We start from the raw sequence: 16,440 nt of genomic DNA, 5'->3' as shown, positions 1-16,440 counted from the left end.
GTCCGACCTGTCCCAAGGAGCGCCACCCGCATGGCCGCCCAGTATATTTTCCAGATGCAGGGCCTGACCAAGGCCTTCCCCGGCGGCAAGAAGGTGTTCGAGAACATCTGGCTGTCCTTCTATCCCGACGCCAAGATCGGCGTGGTCGGGGTCAACGGCTCGGGTAAGTCGACCCTGCTCAAGATCATCGCCGGCTGGGACACCGAGTTCTCCGGCGAGGCGCGCGCGGCCGACGGCATCAAGCGCGGCTACCTGCAGCAGGAGCCGAACCTGGACGAGGCGCTGGACGTCTACGCCAATGTGATCTCGGACTGCGAAGAGAAGAAGATCTTCGACCGCTACAACGCCATCGCCCTGGAAATGGCGGAGGACTATTCCGACGCGCTGATGGAGGAGATGAACACCCTCCAGGAGAAGATCGACGCGGCCGACCTGTGGGACATCGATAGCCGCATCGAGCAGGCCATGGACGCGCTGCGCTGCCCGCCCGCCGACTGGCCGGTGGACAAGCTGTCCGGCGGCGAGAAGCGCCGCATCGCCCTGGCGCGGCTGCTGCTGGCCAAGCCCGACATGCTGCTGCTCGACGAACCCACCAACCACCTGGACGCGGAGTCGGTGGCCTGGCTGCAGCACCACCTGGAAGCCTTCCCGGGCTGCGTGATCCTGGTCACCCACGACCGCTACTTCCTCGATCAGGTCACCAAGTGGACGCTGGAGCTCGATCGCGGCAAGGGCGTGCCCTACGAGGGCAACTACTCCGGCTGGCTGGAGCAGAAGCAGAAGCGCGTCGTGCAGGAGCAGAGCGAGAGCGAGGCCCGCCAGCGCGCGCTCACCAAGGAATTGGAGTGGGTGCGCTCTAGCCCCAAGGCCCGCCAGGCCAAATCCAAGGCCCGCCTGGCCTCCTACGAGGAGATGGTCAGCGCCCAGGAGAACGCGCGCAACGCCCAGACCTTCGCCCAGATCCAGATCCCGCCCGGCCCGCGCCTGGGCAACTTGGTGCTGGAAGTCGAGGGTCTCGAAAAGTCGTTCGGCGACAAGGTGTTGTTCGACAAGCTAACCTTCCGCCTGCCGCCCAACGGCATCGTCGGCGTGATCGGCCCGAACGGCGCCGGCAAGTCGACCATGTTCAAGCTGATCACCGGCCAGGAGCTGCCCGACGCGGGCACGGTCAAGGTCGGCGAGACGGTGAAGCTGGCCTATGTCGACCAGAGCCGCGACGCGCTCGATCCCAACAAGACCGTCTGGCAGGAGATCGCCGACGGGCTGGACATCATCGTGGTCGGCAAGCGCGAGATCAATTCACGCGCTTATGTCGGCGCCTTCAACTTCAAGGGCGGCGACCAGCAGAAGAAGGTCGGGCTGCTGTCGGGCGGTGAGCGCAACCGCGTCCACCTGGCCAAAACGCTGCGCACCGGCGGCAACGTCCTGCTGCTCGACGAACCGACCAACGACCTGGACATCGAGACCTTGCAGGCCCTGGAAGAAGCGCTGGAGGAGTTCGCGGGCTGCGCCGTGGTCATCAGCCACGACCGCTGGTTCCTGGACCGGCTGGCCACCCACATCCTGGCCTTCGAGGGTGACAGCCACGTGGAATGGTTCGAGGGCAACTTCGAGGCCTACGAAGAAGACAAGAAGCGCCGCCTGGGCGCTGACAGTCTCATCCCCAAGCGCCTGAAGTTCCAGAAGTTCATGCGGTAGGGTTCTGGGACGGGAGGGCCTAGCCCCTCTCGTCCGCCCACCCGCCGCCTAGGCCGCGGCGTTCTCGGCCTCGGCGCCGGCGAGCACCCGTTCCAGCACCGACTGGAGCTTCTCGATCTCGATCGGCTTGGCCACGTGGGCGTCCATGCCCGCGGCCAGGTATTCCTGCACCTGATGGGTCAGCGCATTGGCCGACAGGGCCACGATCGGGGTCCGCGCCCGGCCCTCCGCCGCTTCGGCGGCGCGGATGGCGCGGGTGGCGGCGACGCCGTCCATGTTCGGCATCTGGATGTCCATCAGGATCAGGTCGAACACGTCGCCCCGCCAGGCCTCCACCGCTTCGCGCCCATCGCCCACGATCGTCAGGTCGACGCCGAAGATCTGCATGATGGTGGACAGCACCAGCTGGTTGGTCGCGTTGTCCTCCGCCGCCAGGATGCGCAGCGCGCCTTCCGCCGGCGTATCCATCGGCGTGGGGTCAGAAGCGGCGGCCGCAGGCTCGGGGGCCGTGGTCGGCGCGGCCTTTTGCGGCGCATCCGCCACGCGCGGGAAGGGCAGGTAGGCGAAGAAGGTCGAACCTTGGCCCTCCTCGCTCTCGACCCACACCCGCCCGCCCATCAGCTCGCAAAGCTCGTGGCAGATCGCCAAGCCAAGGCCCGTGCCGCCATATCGGCGCGTGGTCGAGGCATCGACCTGGGAGAACTTCTTGAACAGCAGCGAGCGCTTGTCGGCCGGAATGCCGATGCCGGTGTCGCGCACCCCGATCCGCACCCCTTCGGCCCCGTCGTCGCCCTCGCCCAGGACCGACAGGGTCACGTCGCCGACGGCGGTGAACTTCACCGCGTTGGACAGGAAATTGTTCAGGATCTGCTGCAGCCGGGCGGAGTCGCCGCGCCGGACGCCCTGGGCGCCCTCGGCCACCTGCACGTTGAAGGTCAGCCCCTTGCGTTCCGCCATGGGGCGGAAGCTGGTGTGGGCGGTCTCGATCACGTCCTGTAGGTCGAACTCGGCCACCTCGAGCTCCAGCTTGCCAGCCTCGATCTTGGAGACGTCCAGGATATCGTTGAGCAGGGCGAGCAGGGTCTCGCCCGACTGACGGATCACCTCGACCCGGTCGCGCTGTACCGGGGCGAGTTCGCTTCGGGTCAGGATCTGCGCCATGGCCAGCACCCCGTTGAGCGGGGTCCTGATCTCGTGGCTCATATTGGCCAGGAACTGGGACTTGGCGATATTGGCGGCCTGGGCGGAATCACGCGCCTTGGTCAGCTCGACCAGGGTCTGGCGCAGCGCCAGGTCGTTGCGGTGCAACCGCGCCATCAGGTCGTTGAAGCTTTCGGTCAGACGGCCGATCTCGTCGGGGGCGTGCGGCTCCACCCGCACCGAGAACACGCCGCTCTCGCCCACCGTGGCCATGGTCTCGGAAAGCCGAGCGACCGGCCCGGTGATCCGCTCGGCCAGCCAGCGGCCCAGGAACAAGGCCAACGCCGTGGCGGCGAAGAACAGGGCGCCGCCCATGGCCAGCAACTGCGACAGGACCAGAGTGGAGGCGTGTGGCTGGATGCCGAGGCGCAGCTCTCCCCAGACCTTGCCGTCGGCGATCAGGGGCGCGCGATAGACCCGAGCCGCCGGCCCTGTGACGTGGGCGTTGTCGAAGCTGGCGAACGTCTGGGCGCCGCCGCTCACCCGGCCGGAAACCACGCGCTCCATGTAGCGGATCGCGTTGATATTCTGCGTCACCGTCGTCAGGTCCCCGCGTGCGAGCGCCTTGGCTTCGGCGTCGGCGAGGGCGTGCACGAGGTTGGTGTTGGATCGGGTGCTGGCGGCGCTCTCGGCGTAGTGCTGCTCGATCATGAACAGCGTGCAGCCCACAAACAGAACCGTCACGGCGGTCAATAAGATCGCCGCGGTGACGCGTCCCTGGAAAGATTGGGTCTGGCTGGATCCCTTCAAGCTTTTCCCGTTCCCGCGGATCAAGAGCGCTCGGGGAGCATCTCGGCCGCTTCGCGCCTTTCATGGCAGGCCACGTTCAACTGCTAGGCTAGGCGAGATGTCCTAACGTTCGCTTAGCCCGCGCCAAGCTTCGCCGAAGAGTTGTTCTATTTTTACTCTCGCTATGGGCGACCAAAATCGTCACACCCGTCGATTCTCCATGGCGTCATGGTTAATGCCTGTTTACCATGATGGTCACCCTTAGCTGGGTTTGTGGAGGTTCAGGTGGAACGAGCTCTAGTTGCACAGAAGGTCGCGAACGAACTGTTTTCGACCGAAGAAGCTATCGATAATGCGATCGCTCAAACGTCTAAGCTGGTCGGCGAACTGATGATCGCGCGCCGCGAAATGGGCCTGTCGGCCGTTGTCGGCGGCGAAGCCGTCACCAAGGCGACCGAAGCGATGATCGCCCTCGCCAGCGCCCGCGCCGCGGTCGTGACGGCTCATAACGAATTGGCCAGCACCAAGCTGCGCATCGGCATTCGCACGAAGCTGGGTGGGAATGGCGACAAGGGAGCCGAGGCCTCGGCGCCAGTCGAATTCCGTCAGGTGGGCTGAGTAGGGTTTTCTAAGCCTTAAGGAACTTGGGGCAAGCTAGGCCCTATCACATCAGGGGCCTAGCTTGCACAATACCTGGCTGATTGCGTCTCTCGAATTTTTTTTCGAGATGCTTTGCTGCCTGTTTGCAATTCTAAAGGGCGGGTCTGCCGAAAGAGCGGGCGCGCTTGTTGTTGTTGCTTGTTATGTTGTTACGGAAATTGTTATCGCTCTTTCGTGGCCACATTTTCCGATAACCGTGGTATTTATTTTAGATTTCGTTCTCGCAATCGGACTTCTCGTCGTCGCGTTTCGTTTCGGCAGCCTCTGGCTGGGCTTCGCGATGCTGCTCCAAAGCGCGAATCTATGCTCTCAAGCCTTCGCGTTTACGGGCGATGGTTTGAGCCATTCAAGCGAAGTCATACTCAATAACGTGCTTAGCCTTCTGATGGGCGGCTCCATCGCAATGGGGGCCTTTTTTTCGTGGCGAAAGCGGGAAAGAGCCAGGCTCGCATCGCAGGCGGTCGGCACGATGGCGAGTTCGCCCCCGACGTAACCTTGTGACGTCGCCCCCCGCGCGGGCATCGGCCCCGACCTCCCGGGGCGCATTCCCACTCAGCGAAATCACCTCATCATCGCCCCCTGAGGCGAGTGGCGTCGCGGAGGGCGGGCCGTGGGATCGCGTCGTCCCGGCTTTGGAAGCCAGGACGACGGATGATTGGGCTATTCGCCGCGGTTATCGATCAATACCGATAGTGTTCCGGCTTGAACGGCCCGGTCTGCGGCACGTCGATATAGTCGGCCTGGGCCTTGGACAGCTGGGTCAGCTTGGCGCCCAGCTTGGCCAGGTGGAGCATGGCCACCTTCTCGTCGAGGTGCTTGGGCAGGGTGTAGACCTGCTTGTCGTAGGACTTGCCGTTGGTCCACAGCTCGATCTGGGCCAGGGTCTGGTTGGTGAACGAGGCGCTCATCACGAAGCTGGGGTGGCCCGTGGCGTTGCCCAGGTTCACCAGGCGGCCTTCCGACAGCAGGATGATCTTCTTCCCGTCCGGGAACTCGATGTGGTGGACCTGCGGCTTGATTTCGTCCCACTTGAAGTTCTTCAGGCCGGCGACCTGGATCTCGCTGTCGAAGTGGCCGATGTTGCAGACGATGGAGTTGTTCTTCATCGCCCGCATGTGCTCGACGGTGATCACGTCCTTGTTGCCGGTGGCGGTGACGAAGATGTCGGCCATGCCGGCCACGTCCTCGAGCACCTGGACCTGATAGCCTTCCATGGCGGCTTGCAGGGCGCAGATCGGGTCGACCTCGGTGACGATCACCCGCGCGCCGCCGTTGCGCAACGAGGCGGCCGAGCCCTTGCCCACGTCGCCGTAGCCGCAGACCACCGCCACCTTGCCGGCCAGCATCACGTCGGTGCCGCGGCGGATGGCGTCGACCAGGCTTTCACGGCAGCCGTACAGGTTGTCGAACTTGGACTTGGTGACGCTGTCGTTGACGTTGATGGCGGCGAAGGGCAGCTCGCCCTTCTGGGCCATCTGGTAGAGGCGGTGCACGCCCGTGGTGGTCTCTTCCGACACGCCCTTGATGGCGTCGCGGATGGCCGAGTAGAAGCCGGGCTTCTCGGCCAGGTAACGCTTCATCACCGCGAACAGGGCTTCTTCTTCCTCGTTCTGCGGGTTGGAGATGACGCTGGGGTCCTTCTCCGCCTTGGGGCCGAGCACGCAGAGCAGGGTGGCGTCGCCGCCGTCGTCCAGGATCAGGTTCGGGTAGCCGCCGTCGGACCACTCGAAAATCTTGTGGGCGTATTCCCAATACTCGATCAGGTTCTCGCCCTTCACGGCGAACACCGGGGTGCCCTGCGCGGCGATGGCGGCGGCGGCGTGGTCCTGGGTGGAGAAGATGTTGCACGAGGCCCAGCGCACGTCGGCGCCCAGCGCCTGCAGCGTCTCGATCAGCACCGCGGTCTGGATGGTCATGTGCAGGGAGCCGGCGATGCGGGCGCCCTTCAGCGGCTGATCCTTGCCGAACTCGGCGCGCACGGCCATCAGGCCCGGCATCTCGGTTTCGGCGATATCGATTTCCTTGCGGCCCCAGGGCGCCAGCGAGATGTCCGTGATGATGTAGTCGGCCATGTCCGGCTCCTTTGACACTTTGCGCGTCCCTATATCGGCGCCGGCCCCGAGTGGCAATGTTATATAAGGATATCCTTATATGGGCGACGCCTGACGATGCGGCTCGGTGGGGATGGGAGACTGCATTGAGGGGCCCTGTGCGCCAGCGCCGCGCCCCGTCGGCGTTACACACCGTTGACCCGCGAAGGCCGGCGCCCTAGATGTCGCGCCTCCTCGAAACCGGCGTGGCGACGCGACGGTATCGAGCCCAGGTGGCGGAATTGGTAGACGCGCTGGCTTCAGGTGCCAGTGGTATAAAAGCCGTGGAGGTTCGAGTCCTCTCCTGGGCACCATCATTCATCGGCCGACGGCCTCGCGGCCAAGCGTCGGGCGTTATGTTAAAGACGACTCCCCGTCCAGACGCCCAATACCAAGACGCCCAACCCCAGACGCTCGATCCCAGATCTCGGCCATGACCAATTACCTGCACCAAGGCGATCTTCCCGACGGCCTCTCCTTCGGTTCCTCCGTGGCGGTGGATTCCGAGGCCATGGGCCTGCGCTTCCATCGCGACGCGCTGACGGTGGTCCAGCTCTCGGCCGGCGACGGCGACGCCCATGTGGTCCAGCTCTCCCGCCCAGGCTACGACGCCCCGAACCTGAAGCGGCTGCTGGTCGATCCGACGGTGGAGAAGATCTTCCACTACGGCCGATTCGACATCGGCATGTTCGCCATTCATCTGGGCGTCACCACCACTCCGGTCTATTGCACCAAGATCGCGTCCAAGCTGGCGCGCACCTACACCGACCGGCATGGGCTGAAGGACGTGACCAAGGAACTGCTGAGCGTGGACATCTCCAAGGCGCAGCAGAGCTCCGACTGGGGCTCGCCGACGCTATCGCCGGAGCAGCTCGCCTACGCCGCCTCCGACGTGCTCAACCTGCACGCCTTGAAGGCCAAGCTCGACGTGATGCTGGAGCGCGAGGGCCGGATGGCGCTGGCCAAGGCGTGCTTCCAATTCCTGCCGACCCGCGCCCTGCTGGATGTCGCGGGGTGGGACGAGGTCGATATCTTCGCCCATGGCTGAAGCAGTCATGGGCGTTCCCGATCCGCCTTTCATGGCGCCAGCCCTGACCGATCTCGAACGGCGAGCGCTCGCGCTGGCGCGCTGGCGCAAGCGTTCGCGGCAGGTGCAGTTCTTCCGCAAGGCGCTGCCGGCGGCGATCGCCGCGATCCTGATCTTCGGTGTCGGCTGGGTGGCGGTGCGAGCCCTGATCGCGGTGTTCGGCGCCGCCGACCATGACGTGGCGACCATCCACCTGCTCAACCCGACCTTCTACGGCCGCAACGCCAAGGGCGAGCCCTACATCATGACCGCCAGCGAGGCGGTGCGCGACGGGGCCGAGCCCGACCGGATCTTCCTGACCAATCCCGGCCTCAAGCAGTTCGGCGGCACGCCCCAGCCCTCGACCACTCGCGCCCTGCACGGCGTCTATCACGAGCAGGAGAAGCTGATGGACCTGTCGGGCAAGGTGGTGTCCACCGACGGGCGCGGCTACACCTTCCGCAGCGAGTTCGCCCACGTCGACATGCCGCACAACTCGGTGGTGGGTCATGTCCATTGCTTTGGGGACGGACCATCCGGCTCGATTTCCGCCGACGCCTATCAGGTGTATGACAAGGGCGCGCACGTGATCTTCACCGGCCATATCCACAACCGGGTGATCACGACGTCCAACAAAGGCCCGGCCGGACCGGCCGGACCGGCCGCCGCTCCGAAAGCCCAGTTGACGCCGATCCCGGTTCCGCCGATGCAGCCCTCCGTCATCACCCCCGCGCCCCGCTGAGAGAAGTCCTGAAGGCATGAAAGCTTACCTGCTCTCGGGAGCGGTCCTGGCGCTCACAGCCGCCTCGATGGCGCTCGCCCTGCCGCCGCCCCCCGCGTCCGCGCCGAAAGGCTCCCATCTCGCCCCCGCGCCTGCCGGCGGCGGGGCGTCCTCGGCCGCGCCAGCCGCGCCGGCCAGCGCCTCGTCGGCGAACTGCAACGCGGGCCTGAGCACCAACTGCACATCCAACTCCCCCGTCGACATCACCGCCGACGGGACCGAGGTGTTCCAGCCCCAGCGGCTGGTGATCTATCATGGCAACGTGGAAGCGATCCACGACGACGCCCGGCTGCGCACGCCCGAGATGCGCGTCTTCTACAAGGCCAAGAAGACCGAGCCCGGCCAGCCCGTCCAGGCGGCGGCGACGCCGGGAACGCTGGGTGAGAACACCGGCGGGATCGACCACATCGAGGCGGCCGGCCCGGTCTACTACATCACCCCGACCGAGAACGCCCGCGCCGACCACATGCTCTATGTCGCCGACACCCAGCTGATCACCATGACCGGCAACGTGGTGCTGGTGAACGGCAAGAGCGTCGGCACCGGCGACAAGTTCGTGATGGATCGCAAGACCGGCCACGACCAGCTGTACGCCAACGCCACGACTGGCCGTGTGCGCACCATCATCTACACCCAGCAGCAACCGGCGGCCCAGCCGGCCGCCAAGCCCGCGGCCCATTGATGAGCGATCTGCGTGCGCTCGCGCCGGTGGAAGCTCCGGTGCGGGAGGGTCTGTTCGTCGACCGGATCGGCAAGTCCTTCCGTGGTCGCGCGGTGGTCAAGAGCGTGACCCTGCGCCTTGGCCGGGGCGAGGTCGCGGGTCTGCTCGGGCCTAACGGGGCGGGTAAGACCACCTGTTTCTACATGGTCACCGGCCTGGTGGCGGCGGACTACGGCGCGATCTACCTGGACGGCGAGGACATCACCGCCCAGCCCATGTACCAGCGCGCGCGTCTGGGCGTCGGCTACCTGCCGCAGGAGACCTCGATCTTCCGCGGCATGACGGTGGAGCAGAATGTCGCCGCCGTGGTCGAGATGCGTGAACCCGACGATCGCAAGGCCGCCGAGACGGTCAATCGCCTGCTGGACGAGCTTCGCATCTCGCATCTGCGCAAGTCGCCGGCCACTTCGCTGTCCGGGGGCGAGCGGCGCCGCTGCGAGATCGCCCGCGCCCTGGCGTCCGAACCCGCCTTCATGTTGCTCGATGAGCCCTTCGCCGGCATCGACCCCCTGGCCATCACCGATATCCGCGAAGTGATCGGCTATCTGAAGGACCAGGGCATCGGGGTGCTGATCACCGACCACAACGTGCGCGAGACGCTGGGCATCATCGAGCGGGCCTCGATCATCCACGATGGCGAGGTGCTGTTCGAGGGCGCGCCCGACGAGGTGCTTGCCAACCCGGACGTGCGCCGGGTGTATCTGGGCGACCAGTTCGACTGATCGCAGCAAAGCCGCGCGTGCTTCGAGACGCGGCTGTCGCCGCTCCTCGGCATGACTAAGCTTGGTAGATCGCAAAAACCCTCGTCATCCTGAGGAGCCCGCAGGGCGTCTCGAAGGACGCAGGAGGCGTTAGGCCAACTCCACCCCCAACCCCCGCAAGGCATCCCAATATCCGGGGAAGGTCTTGGCCACGCAGGCGGGGTCGTCGATGACGATGTTGTCGAGCTTCAGTCCGAGCAGGGCCAGGCTCATGGCCATGCGGTGGTCGGCGTAGGTCGCCAGCCGCACCGGCGCCTCGGGCGAGGGAAGGGCGGGATCGCTGGCGATCACCAGGTCGTCGCCGTCCTCGATCGCCAAGCCCGGGCGCACCCTGGACAGCTCTGTCGCCAGCGCCGCCAACCGGTCGCACTCCTTCACCCTCAGGTTCGCCACCCCGATGAAGCGCACCGGCGTGGCGTTGAACGCCGCCAACACCGCCAGGGTCGGCACGGCGTCCTGCATCTGGGAGCCTTCGATCTCGGCGGGCATGTGGGGGAAGGCGGCGATCAGGGCGTGGGCCTTGGCGTCGGGCTGGCTGAAGGCGTCGGGCGACAGGCCGACGTCCACCTCGCCGCCGGTCAACGCGCCCGCCGCCCAGAAATAGGTCGCGGCCGAGGCGTCGGGCTCGATCTCCAGGTCGACGGCGCGGTAGCCGGTGGGCGACACCCGCCAGGCGGAGGGCGACAGGGCGTCCACCTCGGCCCCGAAATGGCGCATGGCGGCCAGGGTTAGTTCCACATAGCCGCGGGCGCCGATGTCGGAGCCCCGCAGAGTCAGCTCGACCGGGCCCTCGGCGCGGCCGGCGAGCATCAGCACGGCGGAGACGTACTGGCTGGACAGGCCGGCGTCGATCTGGACCCGTCCGCCCTCCAGCCCGCCACGTCCCTGGATCGTCACCGGCGGGCAGCCGGTGGGCGCCTCCGCCTGGACCCCGAGCGCGGCCAGGGCGGTCAGGAGCGGCGCGATGGGGCGGCGGCGCATGTGCGCGTCGCCATCGATCACCACCTCGCCGTCGGCGAGCGCGCAAGCGGCGGTCAGAAAGCGGGTGGCCGTACCGGCGTTGCCGAGGAACAGCGGTGCGGCGGCCGCGCGCAGGCGGCCGTCGCTGCGCACGGTGAAGCGCTCGGCGTCCGGCTCCTCCACCGTCACGCCCATGGCCTGCAGCGCCTGGGCCATATAGCGGGTGTCGTCGCTCTTCAGCGCGCCCGATAGGCGGCTGACGCCGGGCGCCAGCGCCGCCAGCAGCAGGGCGCGGTTGGTGATCGACTTGGACCCCGGCAGGGTCGTACGTCCGCCCAAGGGCCGGCCGGGCGGGATCACCCGCACCGCGTCGCCACGCGATGGCGCACTCACCGGCCCCATCCGGCGAACAGGCTCTTCAGCGTCTCCACCACCGCCAACGGCTGGTCCAGGAACAGGTGGTGGGCGGCGTCCGCCACGGTCAGGAACGGCGTGCCTTCCGGCGCGATCGAGCGGGTGTAGGCGAGGTTGGCGCTGCGCACGATGGTCGAGCGGTCGCCCTTGACGAAGGCCAGCCGGCACCGCGTCGCCCGCAGCGCCGCGTCCGCCTCGGCCCGTGCGCTCATGCCCGGCGTTTCGCTGACGATCTTGTCGAAGCCGTAGGGGTCGAAACGCCAGGTCCAGCCTTCGCCGCCCTCGGGCGTCGGGGCGGGCGTCAGCGAATGGCGCGCGATGTGGTCGAGGATGAAGAGGTTGTCGCAGGGCTGGGCCGGCATCAGGTGGAAGTGGCCGAGCGCCTCTTCCAGGCTGGCGTAGACCCGGTTCGGCCGCCCCAGGCGCAGCTGGAAATCCGGGGCGTCGGGCGCGGAGATGGCGGCGTCGAGCACCACCGCGCCGGCCAGTTCGACCTCGGCGGAGGCGGCGGTGAAGAACAACGGCCGGCTACCGAAGGAATGTGCCACCAGCAGCGGCGCGACCGGCGCCTCGAACAGGCCGGCGGCGCGCATCCCCTGGCTGATCTCGCGGGCGAACTGGCCCATGGAGTAGCGCTCGCGCCAGTCCGAACGGCCCATCCCCGACAGCGAGATCGCCGCCACCCGCCGTTCCTTGGCGAAGAAGGGGGCGATGAAGCTGAACCAGTCCGCGTGCGCCCGCCCGCCGTGGACGAACATCAGTCCGGGCTGGCCACGCTCGCCCCAGGTCAGCAGCTCTATGTCCGCACCGTCCACCGTCACGATGCTCCGCTCGGGTGCGAGAGCGATGGCGTCTTCGAACCAGGGTGGCGCGGGCGGCCGAGCGCCCTCGAGCGCCGCCAGGGGCGCACGGAGCTGCTGGTCGAGCTGCAGGGCAGGGTCGATCATCGTGCGTCAGTATCCGCGCCGGCGGCGGTTGGGAACCCGCCGCTTGCGCGGGCTCACGCCCCTTCGGTGACCAGGGTCTCTTCGTCCTCGCGGATCGGGGCGTCGTCGCCTGGCCGCTTGTGGGTGATCAGGCCGCTGAACTTGGGCGTCAGCCAGGCCTCGAAGCTGTCCACCAGCAGATAGATCACCGGCACCAGCACCAGGGAGAGGATGGTCGAGCTGACCAGTCCGCCGATCACCGCGATCGCCATCGGCTGGCGGAATTCCGACCCCTGGCCCAGCGCCAGGGCGGTCGGCAGCATGCCGGCGATCATGGCCACGGTGGTCATGACGATGGGGCGCGCCCGCTCGCGGCAGGCGTTGTGCAGGGCCTGCCAGCGGTCCTGGCCGGCGCGTTCGTCCTCGATGGCGAACTCCACCAGCAGGATGGAGTTCTTGGCCGCGATCCCGAACAGCATCAGCAGGCCGATGAACACCGGCATGTCGATCTCCATCCCCGCGACGGTCAGCGCCACCGAGACGCCGGCCAGGGTCAGGGGCAGGGTGGCCAGGATGATCAGCGGCTTGAAGAAGCTGCGGAACAGCAGCACCAGCACCGCGTAGATCAGCAGGATTCCCGACAGGATCGCCCCGGTGAAGCCGGTGATCACGTCCTGCAGCGCCTCGGCGTCGCCGACCGGGGGTTGGCGGACGTCGGCCGGCAGGTGCTGCATCACCGGCAGCTTCTTGATCGCGTTCAGTGCGGTGCCGAGGCTGGCGCCGCCGCGCAGGTCGGCCTGGACCGAGGCGCGCCGTTCGCGGGCGTAGCGCACGATCTTGCCCGGCCCGGCCTGGAACGACAGGTCGGCCACCGAGGACAGGGGCGTGGACTTGCCGGCCAGGGTCGGCACCTGGAGGTTGGCCAGCACAGACAGGTCGGTGCGGTCGCTCTCGGGCAGGCGCACGCGGATAGGAATACGCCGTTCGCCCTCGGAGAACTTGGCCACGTTGGCGTCGATGTCGCCGATGGTGGCGATCCGCAGCACGCTGGCGAGCGCGTCGGAAGTGACGCCGAGCCGGGCCGCCTCGCTGGGCTTGGGCCGCACCACCAGTTCGGGGCCGGACGGCGGCGGCGCGGGGCGCACGTCGGTCAGCACCGACAGGCCGCGCATCTCCCGCTGGAGTTCGAGCTGCACGCGTTCCAGCGCCGGGCCGTTCTGGCTGGACAGCACGATCTCCACGTCCGCCGCCCCGAACCCGCCGAGCGTGCTGATCCGCACGTCGGGGATCTGGCGCAGGAAGGGTCGGATGAGCGTTTTGACCTCTTCGGTCTTGTGGATGCGGTTCGGCTTCAGCACCACGGTGATGGTGCCGTCGCGCAGGTCGGAGCTGTTGTCGGTGGCGCTGGAGCCGTCCTGGGCGAATACGCGCTCCACGTCGGGCTGGGTCAGCAGCATGCGCGTGGCCTGGCTCAGCGCGGTATCCATCGCCTGGCGGGTGGCGCCCGGCGGACCTTCGACGTTCAGGTAGAAATAGCCGGCGTCGCCGCGCGGCTGGAAGCCGACCGGGCGGCTGGCCAGCAGCATGATCGAGGCCACGAAGATCAGCCCCCCGATCCCCATCGAGATGAAGCGGTGCGCCATGGCCCAGTCGAGCGCCTTGCGATAGGGGCCCTCCAGCGGCTTGCTCGGCTTGGGATGGGCGCTGGGCTTGAGGAAATAGGCGGCGAGCAGGGGCGTCAGCAGGCGCGCTACGATCAGCGAGAAGATCACCGAGATGGCGACGGTGAGCCCGAACTCCTTGAAGAACTGGCCCGCGATCCCTGGCATGAACGACACCGGCATGAACACCACCACGATGGTCGCCGTGGTCGCCACCACCGCCAGCCCGATGGAGTCCGCGCCCAGCAGCGAGGCGCGGTAGGGACTTTCGCCCCGCGAAATGCGCTTCTCGATGTTCTCGATCTCGACGATGGCGTCGTCGACCAGGATGCCGATCACCAGGGTCAGGCTGAGCAGGGTGATGACATTCAGGCTGAAGCCGAACACCTGGATGGCCGAGAAGGTCGGGATCAGCGACAGCGGCATGGCGGTGGCCGCGATCGCGGTGGCGCGCCAGCTCTTGAGGAACAGCCAGACCACCAGAGCGGCCAGGATCATGCCCTCGACCAGCACGTGGATGGTGGCCTCGTAGCTCTTGCGGGTGGAGTCGACGGTGGAGATGACCTGGGTGAAGGTCACGTCCGGATGGGCCTTGGCCAGCTTGGCGATGACCGCCTGCACCCGCTTCTCGGTGGAGACGTCGCTGGCGTCGCGGGTCTTGTTGACCTGGAAGGCCACGGCGGGCCGGCCGTCCAGCCGGGCGAAGCCGCGCTGTTCGGACTGGCCGTCGCCGATCTCGGCCACGTCGGCCAGGCGCACGTAACGGCCGGCGGCGGGGATCGTTACTTTGCGGAGGGCGTCCACGGTCTGGGCCTGGCCCAGCACGCGCACGTTCTGCTCCTGCCCGCCGATATTGGCGCGACCGCCCGTCTCGTCGACGTTGAACTGGTACATCGCCTGGTTCACCTGGGGCGCGGTGACGCCGAAGGCGGCCATGCGGGCCGGGTCGAGGGTGACGTTGATCTCGCGGTCGATGCCGCCGGCGCGCGTCACCTGCGCCACGCCCTTCTCAGCCTGAACGGTGCGCGAGATGGTGTCGTCGACGAACCAGGACAGATCGACTGGCGAGCGGGTGGCGGAGCTGACCGCATAGGTCAGGATCGGGGCGGAATCGATGTCGATGCGCTGGACGGTGGGCGGGTCGATGCCGGGCGGCAGCTGTACGCGGGTTCGGTCGACGGCGGTGCGCACGTCGTCGGTGGCCTTCTGCATGTCGGTGCCCAGCTCGAACTCGATCTGGGTGACGGACGAACCGAGGGTGACGGTGGACGACAGGTGCTTGATGTTGGCGACCCCGGCGATGGCGTCCTCGACCGGCCGGGTGATCTGGTTCTGCATCTCGCTGGGCGCCGCGCCGCTCTGGGTGACGCTGACCACCACCAGGGGGAACGAGATGTTGGGGTACTGCTTGATCGGCAGCGAGGCGTAGGACAGCAGTCCGGCCAGGGTCAGGGCGATGAACAGGATCGCCACCGGGATCGGGTTGCGGATGCTCCAGGCGGAGATGCGCAGCTTCATTGGCCGACCCCCATCGCCGCGATCCAGGTCGTCGCGCTCTCTGTCACTGCGACGCCTCGATCGGCTTGACCACGTCGCCGTCGAGCACGAAGGCCCCGCCGCCGAGCAGGACGCGAGTTCCCGGCGGCGGCCCGTCGACCAGCTCGACCATGCCGTTGGCGCGGGCGCCGGTCTTCACCAGCATGCGCTTGACCGTGTTGTCGGACTGCAGGGCCAGCACCGAGGCGCCGTCGGCGTCGTAGCGCACCGCGCTGTCGGGCACGACGGAGGCGGGGCGGCGGCTCTGGGAGAAGGTGGCGCGGCCATAGCCGCCGGGCCGCAGGTCGGGGCGTACCGGCAGGGTGATGCGGATGTGGCCGAGCTTGGTCTGCTGGTCCACCTCGGGGCTGATCAGGCGGACATGGCCGGTGATCTTGGTCCCGCCGGGCAGTTCGACCTCGGCCGCGTCGCCGGGCTGGATGCCGGCCAGGCCCGATTCCGGGACCTCGGCGTTGAGTTCGACCACGTCGTCGGCGGCGATGCGGAACATGGCGGTGGCGGGGGCTGCGATATCGCCCGGGCGCACGGTACGTTCCAGCACCAGTCCGCTGACCGGCGCGCGCACCATCATCAGGCTTTCGCGGGTCTCCAGGTCGTTGAGCTGGGCCTGGGCGGCGGCGACGGTGGCGTGGCCGCTGCGCGCGGCCAACCTACGCTCGATGATCTGCTCTTGGGACAGCACCCCCTGGTTGTCGAGGCCGGCGACGCGCTGGGCCTCGGCGTCCTGGCGTTCGGCGGCGACCTTCTGCTGGTCGACCACGGCCTTCTGCTGGGCGATCTGGGCGCGCAGCAGGGTGTCGTCCAGCTGGGCCAGGGACTGGCCGGCCTTCACCGAGGCGTTCTGATCGACGAACACCTTGGCCACGCGGTAGCCGTTCAGCTCGGTGGAGACGGCGGCCTCCAGCTTGGGGATCATCAGGCCCGAGGCGGTCAGGCCGCCCTGCAGCGCCTGGGTGCGGACGGATGCGACGGTCACGGCCACGGGTTGGCGCGCCGGCGGCTTGGTGGTGGTTGTGGGTTTGTGGCAGGCGGCGAGAGCGAGGCAGGCCAAGAGAACCCTTCCCCCTCGAAGGGGGAAGGGCAGGGATGGGGGTGAGTGCAGGACGTGCGGGGATGGGACACGAGAGGCGGCGCCTCGAGCGTCAGTCCGGTTAGTGCAAGGGATACACCCCCACCTTTGCCCCTCCCCCATCGAGGGGGAGGGAATCTTGAGTTT

13 protein-coding genes and 1 tRNA gene are annotated in these 16,440 nt (G+C 67.5%); 8 read left to right on the top strand and 6 right to left on the bottom strand.

Features of this window, described 5'->3' with window-relative positions; translation table 11 throughout:
• The first annotated feature begins 30 nt into the window (after nt 1–30).
• Nucleotides 31–1,698: an energy-dependent translational throttle protein EttA gene (gene ettA / locus GSQ87_RS15560; protein WP_158916261.1), complete on the top strand. Its 1,668-nt coding sequence runs from the start codon at nt 31–33 to the stop codon at nt 1,696–1,698.
• A gap of 48 nt (nt 1,699–1,746) precedes the next feature.
• Here ettA and GSQ87_RS15555 read toward each other — a convergent pair whose 3' ends face one another.
• Nucleotides 1,747–3,648, bottom strand: coding sequence for an ATP-binding protein (locus tag GSQ87_RS15555; protein WP_254063017.1), 1,902 nt, complete (start codon nt 3,646–3,648; stop codon nt 1,747–1,749).
• A 264-nt stretch (nt 3,649–3,912) separates the two neighbouring features.
• Here GSQ87_RS15555 and GSQ87_RS15550 point away from each other — a divergent pair, with 264 nt between their 5' ends.
• Both GSQ87_RS15550 and GSQ87_RS15545 read left to right on the top strand, forming a co-directional pair.
• Nucleotides 3,913–4,245, top strand: coding sequence for a hypothetical protein (locus GSQ87_RS15550; RefSeq protein WP_158916260.1), 333 nt, complete (start codon nt 3,913–3,915; stop codon nt 4,243–4,245).
• 64 nt (nt 4,246–4,309) lie between these two features.
• The gene (locus GSQ87_RS15545) at nt 4,310–4,780 is read left to right on the top strand and encodes a hypothetical protein (RefSeq protein ID WP_158916259.1); all 471 of its coding nucleotides are present in this window, start codon (nt 4,310–4,312) and stop codon (nt 4,778–4,780) included.
• A 187-nt stretch (nt 4,781–4,967) separates the two neighbouring features.
• On the opposite strand, the gene ahcY is transcribed toward GSQ87_RS15545, so the two are convergent.
• Entirely contained in the window at nt 4,968–6,359 is a 1,392-nt protein-coding gene (gene ahcY / locus GSQ87_RS15540) for an adenosylhomocysteinase (RefSeq protein ID WP_158916258.1), read from the bottom strand.
• Nucleotides 6,360–6,604: 245 nt separating this feature from the next.
• On the opposite strand from ahcY, the gene GSQ87_RS15535 reads away from it, so the two are divergent.
• The 5 genes from GSQ87_RS15535 (at nt 6,605) to lptB (ending at nt 9,667) form a co-directional block, all read left to right on the top strand.
• A tRNA-Leu gene (locus GSQ87_RS15535) sits at nt 6,605–6,691 on the top strand.
• Between the two features lie 119 nt (nt 6,692–6,810).
• Complete coding sequence (locus GSQ87_RS15530; protein WP_158916257.1) at nt 6,811–7,425, top strand: ribonuclease D; 615 nt, start codon at nt 6,811–6,813, stop codon at nt 7,423–7,425.
• Entirely contained in the window at nt 7,418–8,185 is a 768-nt protein-coding gene (gene lptC / locus GSQ87_RS15525; RefSeq protein ID WP_158916256.1) for an LPS export ABC transporter periplasmic protein LptC, read from the top strand. The genes GSQ87_RS15530 and lptC overlap by 8 nt, the downstream gene beginning before the upstream one ends.
• 16 nt (nt 8,186–8,201) lie before the next feature.
• On the top strand, nt 8,202–8,906 hold the full coding sequence (locus GSQ87_RS15520; RefSeq protein ID WP_158916255.1) for an LptA/OstA family protein: 705 nt from the start codon (nt 8,202–8,204) through the stop codon (nt 8,904–8,906).
• The gene (gene lptB / locus GSQ87_RS15515) at nt 8,906–9,667 is read left to right on the top strand and encodes an LPS export ABC transporter ATP-binding protein (protein WP_158916254.1); all 762 of its coding nucleotides are present in this window, start codon (nt 8,906–8,908) and stop codon (nt 9,665–9,667) included. The genes GSQ87_RS15520 and lptB overlap by 1 nt, the downstream gene beginning before the upstream one ends.
• Nucleotides 9,668–9,796: 129 nt before the next feature.
• On the opposite strand, the gene GSQ87_RS15510 is transcribed toward lptB, so the two are convergent.
• The 4 genes from GSQ87_RS15510 to GSQ87_RS15495 are packed head-to-tail and all read right to left on the bottom strand — an operon-like array spanning nt 9,797 to nt 16,275.
• Nucleotides 9,797–11,059 (bottom strand): 3-phosphoshikimate 1-carboxyvinyltransferase, encoded by a 1,263-nt coding sequence (locus tag GSQ87_RS15510; protein WP_254063015.1) that lies wholly within the window; start codon nt 11,057–11,059, stop codon nt 9,797–9,799.
• On the bottom strand, nt 11,056–12,027 hold the full coding sequence (locus GSQ87_RS15505; protein WP_158916252.1) for an alpha/beta fold hydrolase: 972 nt from the start codon (nt 12,025–12,027) through the stop codon (nt 11,056–11,058). The genes GSQ87_RS15510 and GSQ87_RS15505 overlap by 4 nt, the downstream gene beginning before the upstream one ends.
• A gap of 53 nt (nt 12,028–12,080) precedes the next feature.
• Nucleotides 12,081–15,185 carry an efflux RND transporter permease subunit gene (locus GSQ87_RS15500; protein WP_158916251.1) on the bottom strand — a complete coding sequence of 1,035 codons (3,105 nt, stop codon included), beginning with the start codon at nt 15,183–15,185 and terminating at the stop codon, nt 12,081–12,083.
• Nucleotides 15,186–15,228: 43 nt separating this feature from the next.
• On the bottom strand, nt 15,229–16,275 hold the full coding sequence (locus GSQ87_RS15495) for an efflux RND transporter periplasmic adaptor subunit (protein WP_254063013.1): 1,047 nt from the start codon (nt 16,273–16,275) through the stop codon (nt 15,229–15,231).
• Nucleotides 16,276–16,440: the final 165 nt, after the last annotated feature.

It is taken from the genome of Caulobacter sp. S45 (assembly GCF_009765965.1).
GTDB lineage: Bacteria > Pseudomonadota > Alphaproteobacteria > Caulobacterales > Caulobacteraceae > CAHJWH01.
Note: the sequence above shows the minus strand (reverse complement) of the source record. Positions and strands in the feature narration are given on the sequence as shown.